Annotated in this window: 18 protein-coding genes; 17 read left to right on the top strand and 1 reads right to left on the bottom strand. The window is 51.6% G+C overall.

Features of this window, described 5'->3' with window-relative positions; all coding sequences use genetic code 11:
- Positions 1–50 precede the first annotated feature (50 nt).
- The 4 genes from HH215_RS12305 (at position 51) to HH215_RS12290 (ending at position 2,856) form a co-directional block, all read left to right on the top strand.
- Complete coding sequence (locus HH215_RS12305; protein WP_169280175.1) at positions 51–494, top strand: VOC family protein; 444 nt, start codon at positions 51–53, stop codon at positions 492–494.
- Positions 495–558: 64 nt separating this feature from the next.
- Positions 559–1,188, top strand: coding sequence for a TetR/AcrR family transcriptional regulator (locus HH215_RS12300; protein WP_169280174.1), 630 nt, complete (start codon positions 559–561; stop codon positions 1,186–1,188).
- A gap of 120 nt (positions 1,189–1,308) precedes the next feature.
- On the top strand, positions 1,309–1,893 hold the full coding sequence (locus tag HH215_RS12295; protein WP_169280173.1) for a TetR/AcrR family transcriptional regulator: 585 nt from the start codon (positions 1,309–1,311) through the stop codon (positions 1,891–1,893).
- Between the two features lie 69 nt (positions 1,894–1,962).
- The gene (locus tag HH215_RS12290; RefSeq protein WP_169280172.1) at positions 1,963–2,856 is read left to right on the top strand and encodes an alpha/beta fold hydrolase; all 894 of its coding nucleotides are present in this window, start codon (positions 1,963–1,965) and stop codon (positions 2,854–2,856) included.
- A gap of 12 nt (positions 2,857–2,868) precedes the next feature.
- Here HH215_RS12290 and HH215_RS12285 read toward each other — a convergent pair whose 3' ends face one another.
- Positions 2,869–3,273, bottom strand: coding sequence for a MerR family transcriptional regulator (locus tag HH215_RS12285; RefSeq protein WP_169280171.1), 405 nt, complete (start codon positions 3,271–3,273; stop codon positions 2,869–2,871).
- Between the two features lie 112 nt (positions 3,274–3,385).
- Here HH215_RS12285 and HH215_RS12280 point away from each other — a divergent pair, with 112 nt between their 5' ends.
- The 13 genes from HH215_RS12280 to HH215_RS12220 all read left to right on the top strand — a co-directional run bounded on the left by HH215_RS12280 (position 3,386) and on the right by HH215_RS12220 (position 16,801).
- The gene (locus HH215_RS12280; RefSeq protein ID WP_169280170.1) at positions 3,386–4,150 is read left to right on the top strand and encodes an SDR family oxidoreductase; all 765 of its coding nucleotides are present in this window, start codon (positions 3,386–3,388) and stop codon (positions 4,148–4,150) included.
- Positions 4,151–4,639: 489 nt separating this feature from the next.
- Positions 4,640–6,133, top strand: coding sequence for an IS66 family transposase (gene tnpC / locus HH215_RS12275; protein WP_169280169.1), 1,494 nt, complete (start codon positions 4,640–4,642; stop codon positions 6,131–6,133).
- Positions 6,134–6,419: 286 nt separating this feature from the next.
- Positions 6,420–7,172, top strand: coding sequence for a GntR family transcriptional regulator (locus HH215_RS12270; RefSeq protein ID WP_169280168.1), 753 nt, complete (start codon positions 6,420–6,422; stop codon positions 7,170–7,172).
- 78 nt (positions 7,173–7,250) lie between these two features.
- Positions 7,251–8,192, top strand: a complete 942-nt coding sequence (locus HH215_RS12265) for a glycoside hydrolase family 88 protein (RefSeq protein WP_169280167.1) — start codon at positions 7,251–7,253, stop codon at positions 8,190–8,192.
- Positions 8,193–8,213: 21 nt separating this feature from the next.
- Complete coding sequence (locus HH215_RS12260; protein ID WP_169280166.1) at positions 8,214–9,197, top strand: PfkB family carbohydrate kinase; 984 nt, start codon at positions 8,214–8,216, stop codon at positions 9,195–9,197.
- Between the two features lie 3 nt (positions 9,198–9,200).
- Entirely contained in the window at positions 9,201–10,034 is an 834-nt protein-coding gene (locus HH215_RS12255) for a sugar phosphate isomerase/epimerase family protein (protein WP_169280165.1), read from the top strand.
- A 14-nt stretch (positions 10,035–10,048) separates the two neighbouring features.
- Positions 10,049–10,366 carry a Gfo/Idh/MocA family oxidoreductase gene (locus tag HH215_RS12250; protein ID WP_169280164.1) on the top strand — a complete coding sequence of 106 codons (318 nt, stop codon included), beginning with the start codon at positions 10,049–10,051 and terminating at the stop codon, positions 10,364–10,366.
- A 55-nt stretch (positions 10,367–10,421) separates the two neighbouring features.
- The gene (locus HH215_RS12245; protein WP_169280163.1) at positions 10,422–11,765 is read left to right on the top strand and encodes an ABC transporter substrate-binding protein; all 1,344 of its coding nucleotides are present in this window, start codon (positions 10,422–10,424) and stop codon (positions 11,763–11,765) included.
- Between the two features lie 98 nt (positions 11,766–11,863).
- The gene (locus tag HH215_RS12240) at positions 11,864–12,784 is read left to right on the top strand and encodes a carbohydrate ABC transporter permease (protein ID WP_169280162.1); all 921 of its coding nucleotides are present in this window, start codon (positions 11,864–11,866) and stop codon (positions 12,782–12,784) included.
- On the top strand, positions 12,781–13,602 hold the full coding sequence (locus HH215_RS12235; RefSeq protein WP_169280161.1) for a carbohydrate ABC transporter permease: 822 nt from the start codon (positions 12,781–12,783) through the stop codon (positions 13,600–13,602). Before HH215_RS12240 ends, HH215_RS12235 begins: the two co-directional genes overlap by 4 nt.
- A 40-nt stretch (positions 13,603–13,642) precedes the next feature.
- The gene (locus tag HH215_RS12230) at positions 13,643–14,695 is read left to right on the top strand and encodes a zinc-dependent alcohol dehydrogenase (protein WP_217362291.1); all 1,053 of its coding nucleotides are present in this window, start codon (positions 13,643–13,645) and stop codon (positions 14,693–14,695) included.
- A gap of 24 nt (positions 14,696–14,719) precedes the next feature.
- Positions 14,720–15,721 (top strand): SMP-30/gluconolactonase/LRE family protein, encoded by a 1,002-nt coding sequence (locus HH215_RS12225; RefSeq protein ID WP_169280160.1) that lies wholly within the window; start codon positions 14,720–14,722, stop codon positions 15,719–15,721.
- A gap of 126 nt (positions 15,722–15,847) precedes the next feature.
- Positions 15,848–16,801, top strand: a complete 954-nt coding sequence (locus HH215_RS12220; RefSeq protein WP_169280159.1) for a phosphoglycerate dehydrogenase — start codon at positions 15,848–15,850, stop codon at positions 16,799–16,801.
- The last annotated feature ends 14 nt before the right edge of the window (positions 16,802–16,815 follow it).

The following is a 16,815-nucleotide window of genomic DNA, read 5'->3' as shown; positions in this document are numbered from 1 at the left end:
ACAGTATGTATGTTAAATTAAAATCATCAAAATATAAAGGAGCTTTCATAATGAAAATATCGAGTTTTTATCCGGTCATCTTAACGGAACAAGTCGCGGCCAGCTCGGCGTTCTACAAGGAGCATTTCGGTTTTGAACCGGTATTCGAATCCGATTGGTACGTCAGCTTGAAGTCGACAGAGGGCAGCTCGTCTTTCGAGTTAGCGATCATGGACGCTAGCCATACTACGATTCCGGAATCTTTTAGAACCCGAGTGCAAGGATTGATTCTGAATTTCGAAGTGGAAGACGTGGACGCGGAATACGAAAGGCTCATTCGAAACGCCAAGCTTCCTTTGCAATCGGACATACGAAGCGAGGAATTCGGACAGAGACATTTCATCACGTCGGATCCGAACGGAATTCTGATCGACGTCATTACGATTATTCCGCCAACGGAAGAGTTCAGCAGCCAATATACCGACAACGTATGGTCCAAAGACGAGACGCCTTGACAAAGCAGCCTAAGCTTTGAGAGAGTGAGGATATCGAGTCGAGGACAGGGGAAAAGATGGCATAATGAAAAAAAATAAAGCGGAAACGGATGATACGATCCGCAAACTGATCGCGGTGGCCAGAACGCATTTCACGGAATACGGGTTCGCGGATGCGGCATTGGAAACGATCGTTCGCGACGCTCAATTGACGCGAGGAGCGTTGTATCACCATTTCGGGAACAAGAAGGGATTGTTTCGCATCGTGCTGGAGGCCGTTCAGCAGGAAGTTGCGGAGCGAGTAGAGCAAGAAGCTTCCGGAAGCGAGGACGTATGGGAACAACTGCGGCTTGGTTGCTTAGCGTTCGTGACAGCGGCGGTCGAACCCCGGAACAAGAGGATCATGTTGATCGACGGGCCCGCCGTTTTGGGATGGGAAGAATGGCGCTCGATGGATGAGATCCACTCGATGAGGCTGCTGCGCGGTCAACTTGAATTGATGAAACGGGAAGGTTATCTTAAACCGGTCTCGATCGATGCCATGACGCACTTTCTGTCCGGGGCTTTGAATGAAATCGCCCTATGGAACGCGCAAGCTTCGAAAGATCAATCGTCCATGGAGGAAACGACGACCGTGATTTCTTTGTTCTTGGAAGGATTCAAACGGCGAACGGCGGAGCAACCCAAAGATGCTTCCAACGAATCGAGTCGGTAACTTTACTTGAATTCAGGCGATCCCTTATTTCGATTAAGGGGTCGCCTGTTATTTTTTCGTCAGACACTTGTATAACGGATAATTTCTGTGTATTATTCATAAATGAAAGGTGGTTCATTTATGGTTCAGGTTTTGAAGGAGGAATTGAGGCAGTCGATCTTGCGCGCGGCTCAAGAAGAATTCCTCCAGTACGGGTACAAGGGGGCTTCCGTTAAGCGGATCGCGGAGCAAGTAGGCGTTTCCGTAGGAAACCTGTATCGGTATTACGCGGGCAAAGAAATTTTATTCGACTCGATAGTTGAACCGGTGTTCCGCGAGTTGGAGCTAGTGATTGCTAATCACGATCAAAGACCGCATCAGAATGAGAACATATTCGAACTGGTCGTACAAGCATTAACGGATCTCGTGGGGAAACTGAGAAAACCGCTTCTAATTCTAATCGATGGAAGCAGAGGAACCAGACACGAAGACGCGGTTCATCTATTGCACAAGACGATGTCGGACAATGTTGCCGAACATCTCGCGGCCTATAACGCAAAGAAGGGCAAACAAGCTTACTCGGAGCAGACGGCATGGCCGGTTGCGGTTGCGTTTATGCAAGGGTATTTCGAGATTATCCGTCATCGCTCCGATTCGGAAGATTGTAAAAAAACGATTCAGCAGTACGTCGCATTTTGGTACGAAGGCTTGCGCGAATTTATGTAATCCGGACAGCGTGGCCTTTTTTTTATATCTAATAGTGAATTATTATTCATTTTTGGGAGAGTGGAAACCATGGAAAGTAAATCGGCAGTATTCAAGACGAAAACCGGATATAACCTGGAGTATTCCGTTGTCGGACAGGGAGAGCCTGTCCTAATCATGCACGGAGGGCATTCCAATTGTTACGAACAATTCGGTATGGCTGAATTCATAGAACGGGGATTCTCGGTTATTACTCCGTCGAGGCCGGGTTATGGTCGTACGTCCAAGGAGCTAGGGATTAGTATGGAAACCGCGTGCGATGCGTATTTGGAACTGCTGGAAGAGCTTCATCTTCCGGAAGTTCATGTTGTCGCGATATCCGCCGGCGGGCCGAGCGGGATTCAATTTGCGGCTCGTCATCCGGAGCGAGTCAGAAGTCTGATCTTGCAATCGGCGGTAGCCGACATTTTTTTGACCCCGGGAGATAAATTGTACAGAACCGCGCGAACCTTATTCCGGCCTTCTTACGAGAAATATCTATGGGCACTTATGCGGTTCATGAACAATCTGTTTCCAAACCTGCTTTTTAAGAGTATGCTCGCTTCCTTCAGTAAACTTCCTAGCAAAGAGGTTTTGCCGCAAATTAGCGATGATGATCGGAAGCAGTTTATGAAAATGATCAATCTTCAACGATCGGGACACGGATTTTATATCGATCTGGAGATAGCCGGACAGGATCTGACTTCCGTCTTGACCGATATTCAATGTCCCGCCTTGATTATGCATAGCATTCACGACGCGTCCGTACCTATGGAGCATGCGCGCCACGCTAATCGACACATTCCAAACTCGCGGCTATGCGAGCTGGAAAGCTGGGGGCATTTGATTTGGTTAGGCAAAGATGCATCCGATATGTATCATAAGCTGTTTGTTTTTCTGGAGAGTCAGCTTCAATACTCATCGCCTAAGGATGAAAGAAGCTAGTAATTGCGGATATCATTTCTCTATGGCGATCTTCTCAAGAAGCTCGTCCATTTTTTTGATCATTTCGGGATCTTCGTAGAAAGCGATTTTCGAATCGATGAGCTCGAGGTTTTTTTGCAAGTCGTTAATTTGTTTCTTGACCTCTTCCCGATGAACGGAGAGCATCGATTTACGGTTATCGATCGTAACTCTGCCCTGCGTGCACATGTCGCTGTATTGTTTAATTTCTTTAATCGGCATGCCCGTATTTTTCAAACAACAGATCAAGGCAACCCAGTCTAGATCCGTATCGGTGAACATTCGGTTTCCGGATGTATTCCTGCCGATAAAGGGCATAAGCCCTTCTTTGTCATAATAACGCAACGTGTGCGCGGACAGGCCGAACATCTTGGCGACCTCGTTGATCGAATAATTCATTTTTTCAACCTCCTCGCTTGACTTAGAGTTTACTCTAAGTGATATCCTCACTATAGACCGCAAGATCTAACGGATCAAGGGGTCAATCGTTCAATCTAGGGGAGAATGCTCAATGGAAAACGCTCATAAAATCGCATTAGTAACCGGCGGCAGTCGCGGGCTAGGTAAAAATACCGCAATCGCGCTGTCCCGTAAAGGGATCGACGTTATCGTTACTTATCATACCCGCAAGGAAGAAGCGGATTCGGTCGTCAAGGAAATCGAAGGAAACGGACGGAATGCAGCGGCGCTTCAATTGGATGCAGGTGACGTGTCTTCATTCGACGAATTCGCTTCGCGGTTGACGAACGTGCTGCAAGAAAAGTGGAATCAAGATCAGTTCGACTTTCTGATTAACAATGCCGGTTTCGGATTAAACGAACCGCTCGCGAGCACGACGGAAGCTCAGTTCGATAGCTTGATGAACGTGCACTTCAAGGGCGTGTTTTTCCTGACGCAAAAGCTGGTTTCCAAGATTGCCGATAACGGAGGAATCATCAACATCTCGACGGGATTGACTCGGTTCTCTTTCGCTGGCAGCGGCGCTTATGCGGCGATGAAAGGCGCAATCGAAGTATTGACGAAGTATATGGCCAAAGAGTGGGGAGCAAGAGGAATCCGGGTTAACGCGGTTGCTCCGGGAGCGATCGCCACGGATTTCGGAGGTGGTGCGGTGAGGGATAACGAGCAAGTGAAAGGTCACATCGCATCCCTGACTACGTTGGGCAGAGTCGGAGAACCCGATGATATCGGCGGTGTCATAGCATCGTTGTGCACGTCCGACATGAGGTGGGTAAACGCTCAGCGCATCGAAGCTTCCGGCGGGATGTTGCTTTGATCTCGTTTAGTTGAAGAGCTAAAAGAAGCTTGGACCTCCCTCAAGGAGGTTCGGGCTTTTTTTGCGCAAAGAGATCGTTCAGATGACATCGACTGAAAAAGACTTCGATCAATACTTGCAGAAGCACATCATGAATAACAAGAAGATGCATATGATTGGCCGCTATAACGAACCGTAGGTAACTTACGTCAGACCGAATAGCTTGCATCAAAGTTGCCCTTTGAGGCATGGATCAGGAATAACGTTACGGCATCACGCTATATCGTTCCACATTTCAGCATGAACCAAGAATAGGGTTACGGCATCACCTTATGATCCCCGTCAACTAGGTTTTCCCTGTCATTTTGTGAGAATAGAGTGATCACATCGTTACTACTCAGGTCTCCCCAAATTCGGGGAGATTTTTTCTTTGCTATTTAAAGGAATTCGAGCATCTCACAGCGAAGTAGTAGTTAAAGAAACTTTGCTAGTGAGGAGCGCGTGACACCCGTGAAACTAACTTCGCAACAAGTGAATAAGATTTGCAAGGACGACGAAGAAATTGCGGGTTATTTCAGTGCGCTCCTAACTCAAAACCAACAGTTGACCCAACTTGTCGAAAAGCAGGCCGTTCAAATTGAGAAGCAAACCCTCCAAATCGAGAAGTTAGAAAAGCGCGTTAACGAGTTAGAAAGACAACTCGGTCAAAATAGCGACAACAGCAGCAAACCGCCTTCCAGTGACGGATTGCGCAAACAAACTAATCTACGTCAATCTGGTGGCAAAATGGGCGCGCCCAAAGGCCATGATGGACATACGCTTCGTTTTAGCACTTCGCCGGACGAAATCGTCGTGCATTCGGTATCCACTTGTAAGCATTGTGCTCAATCCCTTGATAGGGTGGCCGTGCAAGGCTACACCAAGAGACAAGTATTCGACTTACCCCTTCCCCGTTTGGTTGTAACTGAGCATCGCGCGGAGGAGAAGTGTTGCCCTCGCTGCCATACACGCCAGCGTGCTACCTTTCCAGACCGAGTTCAAGCACCTGTTCAGTATGGAGAAGGTTTTACAGCTTGGACGGCTTACTTGAATGTATATCAGCTTCTGCCACTGGATCGCATCTCGCGATTGTTTTCCGATCTGACCGGTTACCATCCTAGCGAAGCGACGCTGTTGGCACAGATCAAGACGATGGCATCCGTTGTAGCGGATCAAGAGCCGGTTATTCGAACGCATCTTCTCAAGCAGCCTTTCATTCACTGCGATGAAACACCGATGCGCTTGAATGGCAAACAACAGTATCTCCATACGCACTCCAACGCCGAATGGACCTTGTTAGCCATGCACGCAAGGCGATGTGGGCCGGCGCTTGTAGACATGGGCGTATTGCCTTCTTACACCGGTATCGCGGTTCATGACTGTCTGAATTCCTACTTCAAGCCAGAGTTTAAGTTCACGCACGCTTTGTGTAACGCGCACTTGTTGCGCGAATGCCAAGGGATCGCGGAGCATGACCATCATAAGTGGGCATCCGACATGAAGGAACTACTCCAAAGAAGTTGGTCGCTAGCCAAGGAGGCTCGTGCGTTAGACATCCCCTTGTCGGATCAGGTTCTCAACGAGATTGATCTACGCTTCGACACCATTTTGGAACTCGGAAAAACCGAATGGACGAAAGATGCGGTGCGTGAAAAAACAGGGCCTCGAGGACGGAAGTGCAAAAGCAAAGCAGCTAATCTTGGGCAGCGATTCGAGCTCCACAAAGCGTCGATTCTTCGCTTTCTTTACGATGCCCGCATCCCTTTTGACAACAACCAGGCTGAACGAGACATCCGTATGTCCAAGGTGAAACAGAAGATTTCTGGATGCTTCCGTACGGCGACTGGCGGCGAACAATTTGCAAGTATTCGTGGCTTTATTTCCACTCTCCTCAAACAGAATCTTCCTTTACATGCCTCACTCGTATCAGCACTCCGTGGTAATTTCCAATTCAAGACTACCTGAGTAGTAACGATCACATCGCTCTATCATAAGTCACCGATCGGATTGAATGAAGAATAGGGTTACAGCATCACCTTATCGTTTCAACCATATATTTGCAGCTTTGAATGACCGGTACCGCCGCCTCATACATCCCGGTAAAAAAAGAGAGCTGCACGTTACAATTGTTCCATTTTTCCGCCCAATCTTGCTTGACTTTCCTTATCGTAGACGATAGAATAAGCAATACAAACGTCCTAATGTAATGACATTATGAACTGTTGCAAGGTACAAAAAAGGGGATAATCAAATGGCCGACTTGTTTGGCAAATCGTTGAACAAAGAAGTGCCGATACCTTATTATTACCAGCTGAAAGAAATCCTGCTGGATTATATTACGAATCAGCACGAGGATCGCGATCGTCCGATCCCGACCGAAGTCGAGATCAGCGCGAACTTCAACATAAGCAGGCCGACCGTGCGGCAAGCGATCAACGAGCTAGTCGTCGAAGGTTATCTGATCCGTCAGAAGGGCAAAGGCACGTTCATTACGAAGCCGAAGATCAGCCAAGCGTTCCTTCAGAATCTCGACAGCTTTAACAACGAGATGGTTAAGAAAGGCCTAGAACCGACTACGAAGGTGCTCGGTCTTGAAGTGCTCAGCTGCGACGAGAAAGTCGGAGAAGCGCTCAAAGTTCCGACGGGCAGCAAGGTGATTCAGCTTCGCAGGCTTCGTTTCGCGAACGGCGAACCGATCGTGTACGTCGTCACTTACTTGCCGTTTGACAGGTGTCAGCCGATCATGGAGAAGGATTTGGAATTCGAATCGCTATATGGCATATTAAGAGATGTGTGCGGGCTTTCCTTGTTAAAAGCGGTGCGTAATCTGGAAGCCGTTCTGGCAGGGGAATACGAAGCGAAAATCCTCGATATCGATAAGGGTGCGCCGATTCAGTACATCGAGAGTATTACGTACTTGACGGACGAAACTCCCATTGAATATTCGTTGGCTAAATATCGCGGGGATCGAAGCCAATTCACGTTCGAGCTCGGCATTCGGTAAGCGATTGAATCGTTTACCTTTCTTTATTCCTAATAATGTAATGACATTATAACGTATTGAATGGGATGGTGTTGAAGGATGAATCATACGGTCGAAAAAGTAAAACGCGCGATGATGAGCATGCAGAGACAATCGTGGGAACAAGGCGTCGCCTCCCAGGCATTGATTGAGAGCGGTTACAAGGAAGATGCGGTGCTGCTGGCGCACGATGCTGTCGTTAGACAGGATTCATCCGGCAGGCTGGGCGTGATCGGAGACGAAAAAGCGGTCACCGATGCGGCATCTAACGGGGGGCCGGTGCTGTTCGCTTATAAGCAGACCGGTAATGAAGAATACAAGGAAGCCGCGGAAAGAATGGCGAATTATTTGCTGAACGCCGCGCCGCGCACCGAGAACGGAGCGCTGTCTCATGTCAACCACTTAACCCAAGTATGGGTAGACTCGTTCTATATGGCTCCGCCGTTCTTGGCCGAAGCGGGATATTACGAAGATGCGGTGGCGCAGGTCGAGCGGTTCCGCGAACTTTTGTTAAATAAGGAAAAGCGCATGTATGCTCATATATGGGACGACGGAGAAAAGAAGTTCGGTCGAGCCGATTGTTGGGGCGTCGGTAACGGATGGGCGGCGGCCGGCATGATCAGAGTCGCTCGAACGCTGCCGGATTCGATGAAAGCGGATAAGGAACGTTTGATCGGCTATGTGCGCGAATTGATCGAGGCATGCCTTCCGTATCAACGCGAGGACGGTTTGTTCCATGACGTGCTGGACCATCCAGATACGTTCGTCGAGACGAACGTTGCTCAGATGCTCGCTTACGCGATTTTCTCCGGTGTTAAGGCCGGTTGGTTGGATGCTCGTTACTTGGATAATGCGAACAGAATGAGAAGCGCCGCGCAAGCGAAAGTAGACGAATACGGATTCGTGAGGGGCGTGTGCGGCTCGCCGAATTTCAATCGATCCGGAACCGCAACGGAAGGGCAAGCTTTCTTCTTATTGATGGAATCGGCAGCCGAATCATAATCGCTAAAGGGGGGCAACAGGATGAATAGCAGCACGGAAGTGATAAGCTTAGGCGAATTGCTCATCGATTTCGTTTCGGTAGATGTAGATCGTTCATTGGCGGATAGCAGCGGCTTCGCGAAGGCTCCCGGAGGCGCTCCGGCCAACGTCGCGGCGGGACTCGCCAAGCTAGGAAGAAAGGCCGGGTTCATCGGCAAAGTCGGACGCGATCCGTTCGGCGAATACTTAACGCAAGTGCTCAGGGACGCCGGCATCGACGTCAGCGGCATGAGTTACGACGACGAGGCGAGAACGACGCTTTCGTACGTGGCAAACCGTTCGAACGGCGTTCGCGATTGCATGTTTTACCGGAATCCGGGCGCCGATATGCGACTAGCGCCCGCGGACTTGGACGAAACGGCTTTCGCATCCGCTAAAGCGTTCCATTTCGGTTCTATCAGCCTCGGCTGCGAACCGGTTCGATCAGCGACGATGCAGGCACTCGAATGGGCGAAGAAGTACGATCTGCTCGTCTCTTACGATCCGAATCTTCGTCTGAGCCTATGGGATGACGAAGATTTCGCGAAGAAGGAAATTCGCGCGGCATTCCGGTTTGCGGACGTCGTAAAGATCAGCGAGGAAGAGATGGAGTTCGTCACGGGTTTCGACACGCTTGAAGAAAGCGCTTCCTATATCTTGAAGCAAGGACCGAAGCTCGTTGTAATCACGCGTGGCGGAGATGGTTGTTACTATACGGACGGTAAATCAAGCGGAAGTCTGGAAGGCCACCGGATGAATGTCGTGGAGACGACGGGCGCCGGCGATGCTTTCGTTGCCGGTTTGCTTACTAAACTGTTGGAGCGAAGGGACCGTACAGGTACGTTCGAACTGGTTGCGGACGAGGAGACGGCCGAAGCGATTCGTTTCGCCAATGCGGCAGGAGCTCTGGCGACGACAAAAGTCGGAGCGATTCCAGCAATGCCATCGCAGGATGAAGTCGGGAGATTACTAAGGGAGGGGAATTAACCGATGAGACTAGGCGGTTATGTGAAAGCTCCATACGATGGGCCCGAACAGTGGGCACGGGAGGCTAGTCGTTTAGGTTTTCGCGCGACGCCATCTCCGATCGATTACAGAGCGGATGAAAGTACGGTCGCGGCGTATCGGGAGGCCGCCTCGAAGGCGGATATCGTTATCGCGGAAGTCGGCGCATGGGGGAATCCGCTTAGCCAGGACGATGCGGTTCGCAAGGAAGCGATAGCTTACGCCCAGAGACAGCTTGAATTAGCCGACAGAATCGATGCCCGGGTTTGCGTGAATATAACGGGATCCAGAAGCGATCAATGGGATGGACCTCATCCGGATAACTTCTCGGACGATACGTTCGCGCTTATCGTCGACTCGGTTCGCGAGATCATCGACGGCGCGAAACCGACGCGAAGCTACTACGCATTGGAGACGATGCCTTGGGCGATCCCGGATTCGGCGGATAGCTATTTGCGATTAATTCAAGCGATCGATCGGCCTCGGATGGCCGTACATTTCGATCCGGTGAACATGATCAACTCGCCGCGTACGTTCTATCGCAACGGGGACATGATTCGCGATTTCGTGGCGAAGCTCGGGCCTTACATTCGCAACGGGCACGCCAAGGATATCGCGCTCGGCAGCAAGCTGACGGTTCATTTGTCCGAGACGATTCCCGGTACGGGACAGCTCGATTACGCGACGTTCTTGACCGAATTGAACAAGCTGGATCCGGATTTGACCCTGATTATCGAACATCTGGATCGCGAGGAAGATTTCGTTCAGGCCTATGCCCACATTAAAGGCGTGGCGGATAAGCTGAACGTCCCGATCTGAGGTAGGTGAATGAAATGACTCGTAACGACAACATCGGAATGGGTTTTATCGGCGCGGGCACGATGGGGACGATTCATATGGAAACGTTCCTCCGAATGCCCGGCGTCGAGCTAGCGGCGGTGGCGGACGTATCCGCAGCCCGGGCCGAGCAAGTCGCCGCCCCAACGCGTTTCACGCTATCTGGCGATCGCCGCTCGCGTTATAACGATCGTCCGGGACTGGAGCGGAAGCCAAAGTCGACCTTTTTTTCGGCCGATAATGTAAAGACATTCTTACGTAAAGAGATTAATGTAAATTCTACAAGGGAGGTAATGTCGCGCTTATCGGTTTGAAGGGACACGACAACATTGAATAACCAAAACAGATCCATAATCAGGAGGGGTACACTTGAAAACAAAAAATGTTGCTACGAAGTTTTCCGCGCTTATTCTAGGTATGTCCGTCATTCTCGCAGGGTGCGGAGGCGGCAACAATAACGCATCGCCTTCCGCAAGCGCACCGTCCAGTCCGGCTGCTTCATCCGCTTCCGCGGGAGGAGAGAAAGCTCCGGCGGATTACAAGGGCGAAGTTACTCTGTGGGCATGGGGCGATTTCGAGAGCAAGCTGATCCCCGAGTTCAACAAAGAATACCCGAACGTCAAAATCAACGTCGTCGTCGTACCGAACGCCGATTACGGCAAGAAGCTGCAAACGGCGATCGCTTCCAAAGGCGAAATGCCGGATATCGCGCTGCTTGAAGTGAGCGGTCGCGGATCGTTCATGGCAATGGACGTCTGGGAGAATCTCGAGAAGGAACCTTATAACGTCAACCGCGCCGACATCGTCGATTTCGCGATTCCGCTGAACTCGAACGAGAAGGGCGAGATCGTTACGCTGCAAGAAGATGCTACGATGGCGGGCATCGCGTACAAACGCGATCTGGCGAAGCAGTATCTCGGAACGGACGATCCGGCCGAAGTCGAGAAAATGTTCCCGACATGGGACGCTTTCATCGAAAAAGGCAAAGAAGTATTCGAGAAGAGCGGCGGCAAAGTCACTTTGATGGACGGCATTCTCGAAGGCGGCTTCCGTCTCGTGAGCGGCGAATATACGGAGCCATACGTCAAGGACGGCAAGCTGAACCTCGAACCGACGTTCCTGCCGACTTACAAAACGCTTGAGAAAATGGTTGCCAGCAACGCGGTCGGCAAATACGAAACTTGGTCCGCGCCTTGGAACGCAAGCTTCACGACGAACACCGCGATCATGTATGCTACCCCGACGTGGTTCGTACCGTTCGGTATCAAACCGAACGATAAAAAAGGCGAGGGCAACTACGGTCTGATCCGCGCTCCTATCGGCGGCTATTCGTGGGGCGGAACGAGCATGTCCATTCCTAAAGACGCAAAGAACAAAGAGTTGGCTTGGCAATTCGTGAAATGGGTAACGTTGTCGGAAAGCGGCGCAACGGCGTTCAAAACGTTGAACAGTTCGCCGACGCTGTACAAACCAGTATTCGAGCAAGAAGGTTTCTACACGGACAAAGATCCTTATTTCGGCGGCCAAGACATCATGGCGAAGTTCATCGAATTGGGTAAAGAAGCGAAAGTGCGTCCGATTACGAAATACGACAGAATCGTCACCGATTCCAATACGCTCGTCATGAAAATGATGATGCAGGGTACTTCGGCGGAAGAAGCTTACGATACGCTCGTGAAAGACGTATTGAAGAAAGCGCCTGAATTGAAATAACGAGTCGGCCATCGCGACCGCGTTCGCGCCGGGGAGCTTAACGGTTCCCTCCGCGACGCGTTAAGCGGTTGCTGGGATAGAGAGAGCGGGTGAGTTCCATGAGCGACTCGATGTCGCGCGCGCGCAAAGCTCAACGCTGGGCGCCCTATATTTTCGTATCGCCGTTTTTCCTGATCTTCGGTTTGTTCTCTTTGTTCCCGATTTTGTTCACGTTGTATATCAGCTTGACCGACTGGAGTCTTAGCGGAGCGCCGCAATGGATAGGCTTCGGAAACTACGCCGAAGCGTTACAGGACAGCCGTTTCTACGACGCGCTGCTTAACACGGTAATATTCATGATTATGATTATTCCTCCCCAGATCATCATCGCCCTGTTCATAAGCGTGCTGTTGACGAGCGGCAGGGTGCCGTTCGTGGGAGCTTTCCGGCTGGTCAATTTCTTGCCGTATATTACGACCTCGGTCGCGGTCGGTCTTATCTTCGGAATATTGTTCGACTGGAACTTCGGCAGCATCAACTCGATGTTGGCGAGTCTAGGCGTCACGCAAGAGAACATCAACTGGCTAGGTCAGCCTTGGCCTTCGCGCTTCGTCGTTGCCATGGTGACGGTGTGGAAATACTTCGGCTATACAGCCGTTATGTTCCTTGTCGGCATAACCGGCATCAGCAGGCAGTTGTACGAGGCGGCGGACTTGGACGGCGCGTCGAAAATGCAACAATTCCGGTACGTTACGCTTCCGATGCTTCGCCCGGTCATGGTATTCGTCATCTTGACGACGATGATCGGATGTTTCCAGATTTTCGACGAGCCTTACATGCTGTTCACGGGAATGGGAGCTTCGGTCGTCGGCGGTCCGGAAGGCGCGGCTTTGACGGGCACCTGGTTGATCTACGATAACGTATTCGGAAGCTTGTCCCGATTCGGTTACGGTTCATCGATCGCGTATATGCTTTTCCTCTTTATCTGCTTGGTGTCGTTCCTAACGTTCCGACTGATGAACAAGGGGGAAGACGCATGAGAAAACTAGGCATCAACGGATGGATCGGCTTGTTGCTCATGCTCGTCATTTCCGTCGTCTCCTTCTACCCGTTCTATTCTATGATCATCATGAGCACGTACGAGTCGAACGAATTGTATACTGGCATCAAGCTTCTTCCCAGCAGCTATTTGGCAGAAAATTGGAATTCCCTTTTCTCCATCGACTTCTTGGCTTATTATAAAAACAGCTTGATCGTGTCGATCTCTACGACCGTTCTCGGCGTTTTGGTCAGCGCGGCCGCCGGGTTCGCGTTCGGCAAATACGAGTTTCGGTTCAAAAACTTGTTGTTCGTTCTGTTGTTAGGAACGATGATGATTCCGATGCAATTCGGCATCGTCGCTTTCGTACTTGAGATGCGCTGGTTCGGATGGCTCAATACGATGCTGCCGCTCATTATCCCACCGGCCGCGAACGCGTTCGGCGTGTTCTGGATGACACAGTTCGCACGAAGCTCGATTCCGAGCGAAGTGCTCGAAAGCGGCCGGATCGACGGCTGCGGCGAGACGGGGCTGTTCTTCCGAATCGTCTTGCCGTTCCTGCGACCGGCGTTCGTCACGTTAGGTTTGCTGTTCTTCCTATGGTCTTGGAACAGTTTCTTCGTTCCCCTGATCGTGTTGAACGACGATTCGCTGTACACGATTCCGCTCGGTATCCGCGCTCTGGCCGGACAATTCCGCGCGGACAACGCGGCGCAAATTCTCGGCTTGACGCTGGGAACGATTCCGGTGCTTTTGTTCTTCTCGATTTTCTCGAAAAATTTGATCGAAGGGTTAGCTTCGTCCGCGGTTAAAGGTTGATCGCAGCTACTTGCGGCCGGGTGACCATGGAGGCAATGCCATGAAAATGAAAAGTCTCATCACGGACGGCAAGGGCGGGGTCGAAGTCGTTGAGGTTTCCCGTCCTTCCTATAACGAATATCAAGCGTTAGTGAAGCTGGAAAGCTGCGGCTTATGCCGCGGTACCGACACGAAGATCATCGAAGGCAAATTCAAAGGGTTCGATACTTACCCGGCGGCGCTCGGACATGAAGGCGTCGGCCGCGTCATCGAGAAAGGCTCCGCGGTCACCGGCTTCGAAATCGGAGATTCGGTACTGTTGCCCTTCCTGGAAGGCGTTTCTGACGGCGTTTATCATTCCGGCTGGGGAGCGTTCTCGGAATATGCCGTCGTCGGCGATGCGAACGCGTTGATCGCCGCCGGCAAAGGGCCGGGCGACCCGCTGTTCTCCGAAGCTTACTATGCGCAGCAAGTCGTACCGAAGGACATTCCCGCCGTCGAAGCGGCAATGATCGTCACGTTCCGCGAGGTGCTCGCCGCTTGCCGGCGGTTCGGATTCAAGGCGGGGGAAAGCATCGTTATCTTCGGAGCCGGACCGGTCGGTCTTACTTTCGTTAAGTTCGCGAAATTGCTTGGTTTGGGTCCGATCGTCGTTTCCGTTAACCGCGACGAGAAAATCGCGGAAGCGCTCGAAGCCGGAGCCGATTATGTTTTCAATAGCCGGACAACCGATATCGTTCGGGAAATTCGCACGCTGTTTCCGGGCGGGGTTGATTACACGGTCGACGCGATCGGCAACAACGAGGTGCTCGCCCAGTCGATGGAGCTCGTGCGCGACGGTGGTCGGATCTGTTGTTACGGCGTCTCGTCGGATCTGAAGATGGAGCTTGATTGGAGCAAGGCCGCTTACAATTGGTCGCTGCATTTCTTGCAATTTCCGTCCAAGCTGGAAGAAGCGGAAAGCTACGAGCAAATCCTAGCTTGGATTCGCACGGGAGAGCTTGTACCTTCGGATTATATTTCCGACGTGCTGGAGTTTTCCGACATCGGATCTCTCGGCGACTATTTAGGCAAGGGACGCATTCAGAAAAAAATGATTATCCGGTTCGGATAAAAATAGAAAAGGTGGAATTCGCTTATGTTAACTCCAAAATTGTTCGCCAAGTTACCCGAGGATATCGCAGTAACGCCGGACGCGATGGCGATCGACGCCAAAGGCAGATTGATCTTGTCTTGCCCTAACTACGCCGATCCTTCCAAACGCGGCTGTTTGCTTCGTTTCGGCGAAGACCAAGTACCCGAGAAGTGGGCCGACATTCCGCTGCATCCGATTACGGGTAAAGCTTTCCCGATGGGAATAGCTTTCGGACCGGACGGCGATCTCTACGTCGTAGACAACCAAGGCTGGTCCGGCGCGCCGGAGCTGCAGTTCCATGGCCGCATTCTGCGCCTGACCATTACGGAAGAGGGCGAAGTCGTTCGCACCAGAGTCGTCGCCGGCAACATGGAGCACCCGAACGGCATTCGCATTCGCGACGGTTACCTCTACGCAACGCAAAGCACGATGTCGTTGGTTAAGGATCCAAGCGGGTTGCTTATGAGTTGCGTCTATAAGTTCGCGCTAGACGACGAGAATATCGAAGTGACGAACACGCTCGAGGATAAAAACATCTGGACGACGTTCTTGACGCATAATTTGGAAGTACAATACGGCGCGGACGGGATTGTCTTCGACAAGGAAGGAAATCTGTACGTAGGCAATTTCGGAGACGGAGCCGTTCATAAAATCGTGCCGAACGACGACGGTTCTGCGAAGAGCAACGTCGTCTGGGCGAAAGATCCGGCGCAATTGCAGAGCACGGACGGCATGATCTTCGACGAGGAAGGCAACTTGTATATCGCGGACTTCTCGGCCAACTCGATCGGCATGGTCACTCCGGACGGGAAAGTAACAAGATTGGCGCAAAGCCCGGACACGGACGGCTTCAACGGAGAGATCGATCAACCGAGCGAACCGATCGTCTGGAACGGCAAGCTCGTCATCTCTTGCTTCGATCTGGTCACGGGACCGGACAAGGTGAATACGAAGCACGAGCTGCCGGCTACCGTGTGTTACTTGGATCTGTCCGAGAAAGCTTAATTAGAAGGCGGACGGCGATGGCCGTCCGGCTTTCGGTTTCCGCTTCGGTCTATCGACCGTGGCGGAGTCTGCGTTCGAATGTCATGACAAGTTAACATTCGAACAAAAAAGGAAGGTGGCAAGGTGATGAAGAAAGTACTTATTACTCCGAAATCCTACCATCACTACAAAGACAAGGCTTACGCCATGCTTCGAGCCCAAGGATACGAGCCGATCGAGAACCGGACGGGACGTACGTTAACCGAAGACGAGATCGTCGAATTGGCCGGAGAGGGCGTGGTCGGAGTCATCGTCGGCGTCGATCCGATGTCGGCACGCGTGCTGGACCGCTTGAAAGACGTTCGCGCAATATCGAAGTACGGCATGGGCGTCGACAACATCGATACGGTCAGAGCCGCCGAACTTGGCATTCAGGTTCAAGCGGCGAAAGGCACGAATAACGTTTCCGTGGCGGAGCTTGCGATCGGGCTGATCTTCGCGATCTCGCGGCACATTCCCGAGATGGCGTGGGAAGTGAAAGCGGGCGGCTGGGGCCGCGTGCTCGGCAGGGAACTGACGGGCAAGAAGCTAGGTCTCGTCGGCGGGGGGCAAATAGGCTTCGAAGTGGCCAAGCGCGCTCTGGGGCTGGAGATGGAAGTGGCGGTTTACGATCCGTTCCTAACGGAAGAGGCGTTGGCATCGAAGCCGGGAATAAGGCTGGAACGCGATTTGGACGTGCTGTTCGCGGAATCGGATTATGTCTCGCTTCACGTTCCGGCTACGAAGGATACGTTGCATCTCGTTAGTGACCGGACGCTTTCGCTTATGAAGCCTACGGCTTTCTTAATCAATACGTCGCGGGGCGAATTGGTAGACGAGGAAGCCTTATACGAAGCGCTGTCGGGCGGCAAGCTCGCGGGCGCGGCTTCGGACGTCTACTCGAGCGAGCCGCCGCAACCCGGAAGCAAGTTAGCCGGATTGGATTCATTTATCCTCACGCCGCATACCGGCGCTTATACGCATGAAGCAATAGAGAAAATGGTCGTTCGGTCAACCGCGAACCTGCTTGAAATGCTGGCGCAAAGCGGAACGAACGCGTAACGACCTACTAAAGG

Origin of the sequence: Cohnella herbarum (assembly GCF_012849095.1) — a bacterium.
GTDB classification, from domain to species: Bacteria; Bacillota; Bacilli; order Paenibacillales; family Paenibacillaceae; genus Cohnella; species Cohnella herbarum.
This window is presented reverse-complemented; position numbering and strand designations above follow the sequence as displayed.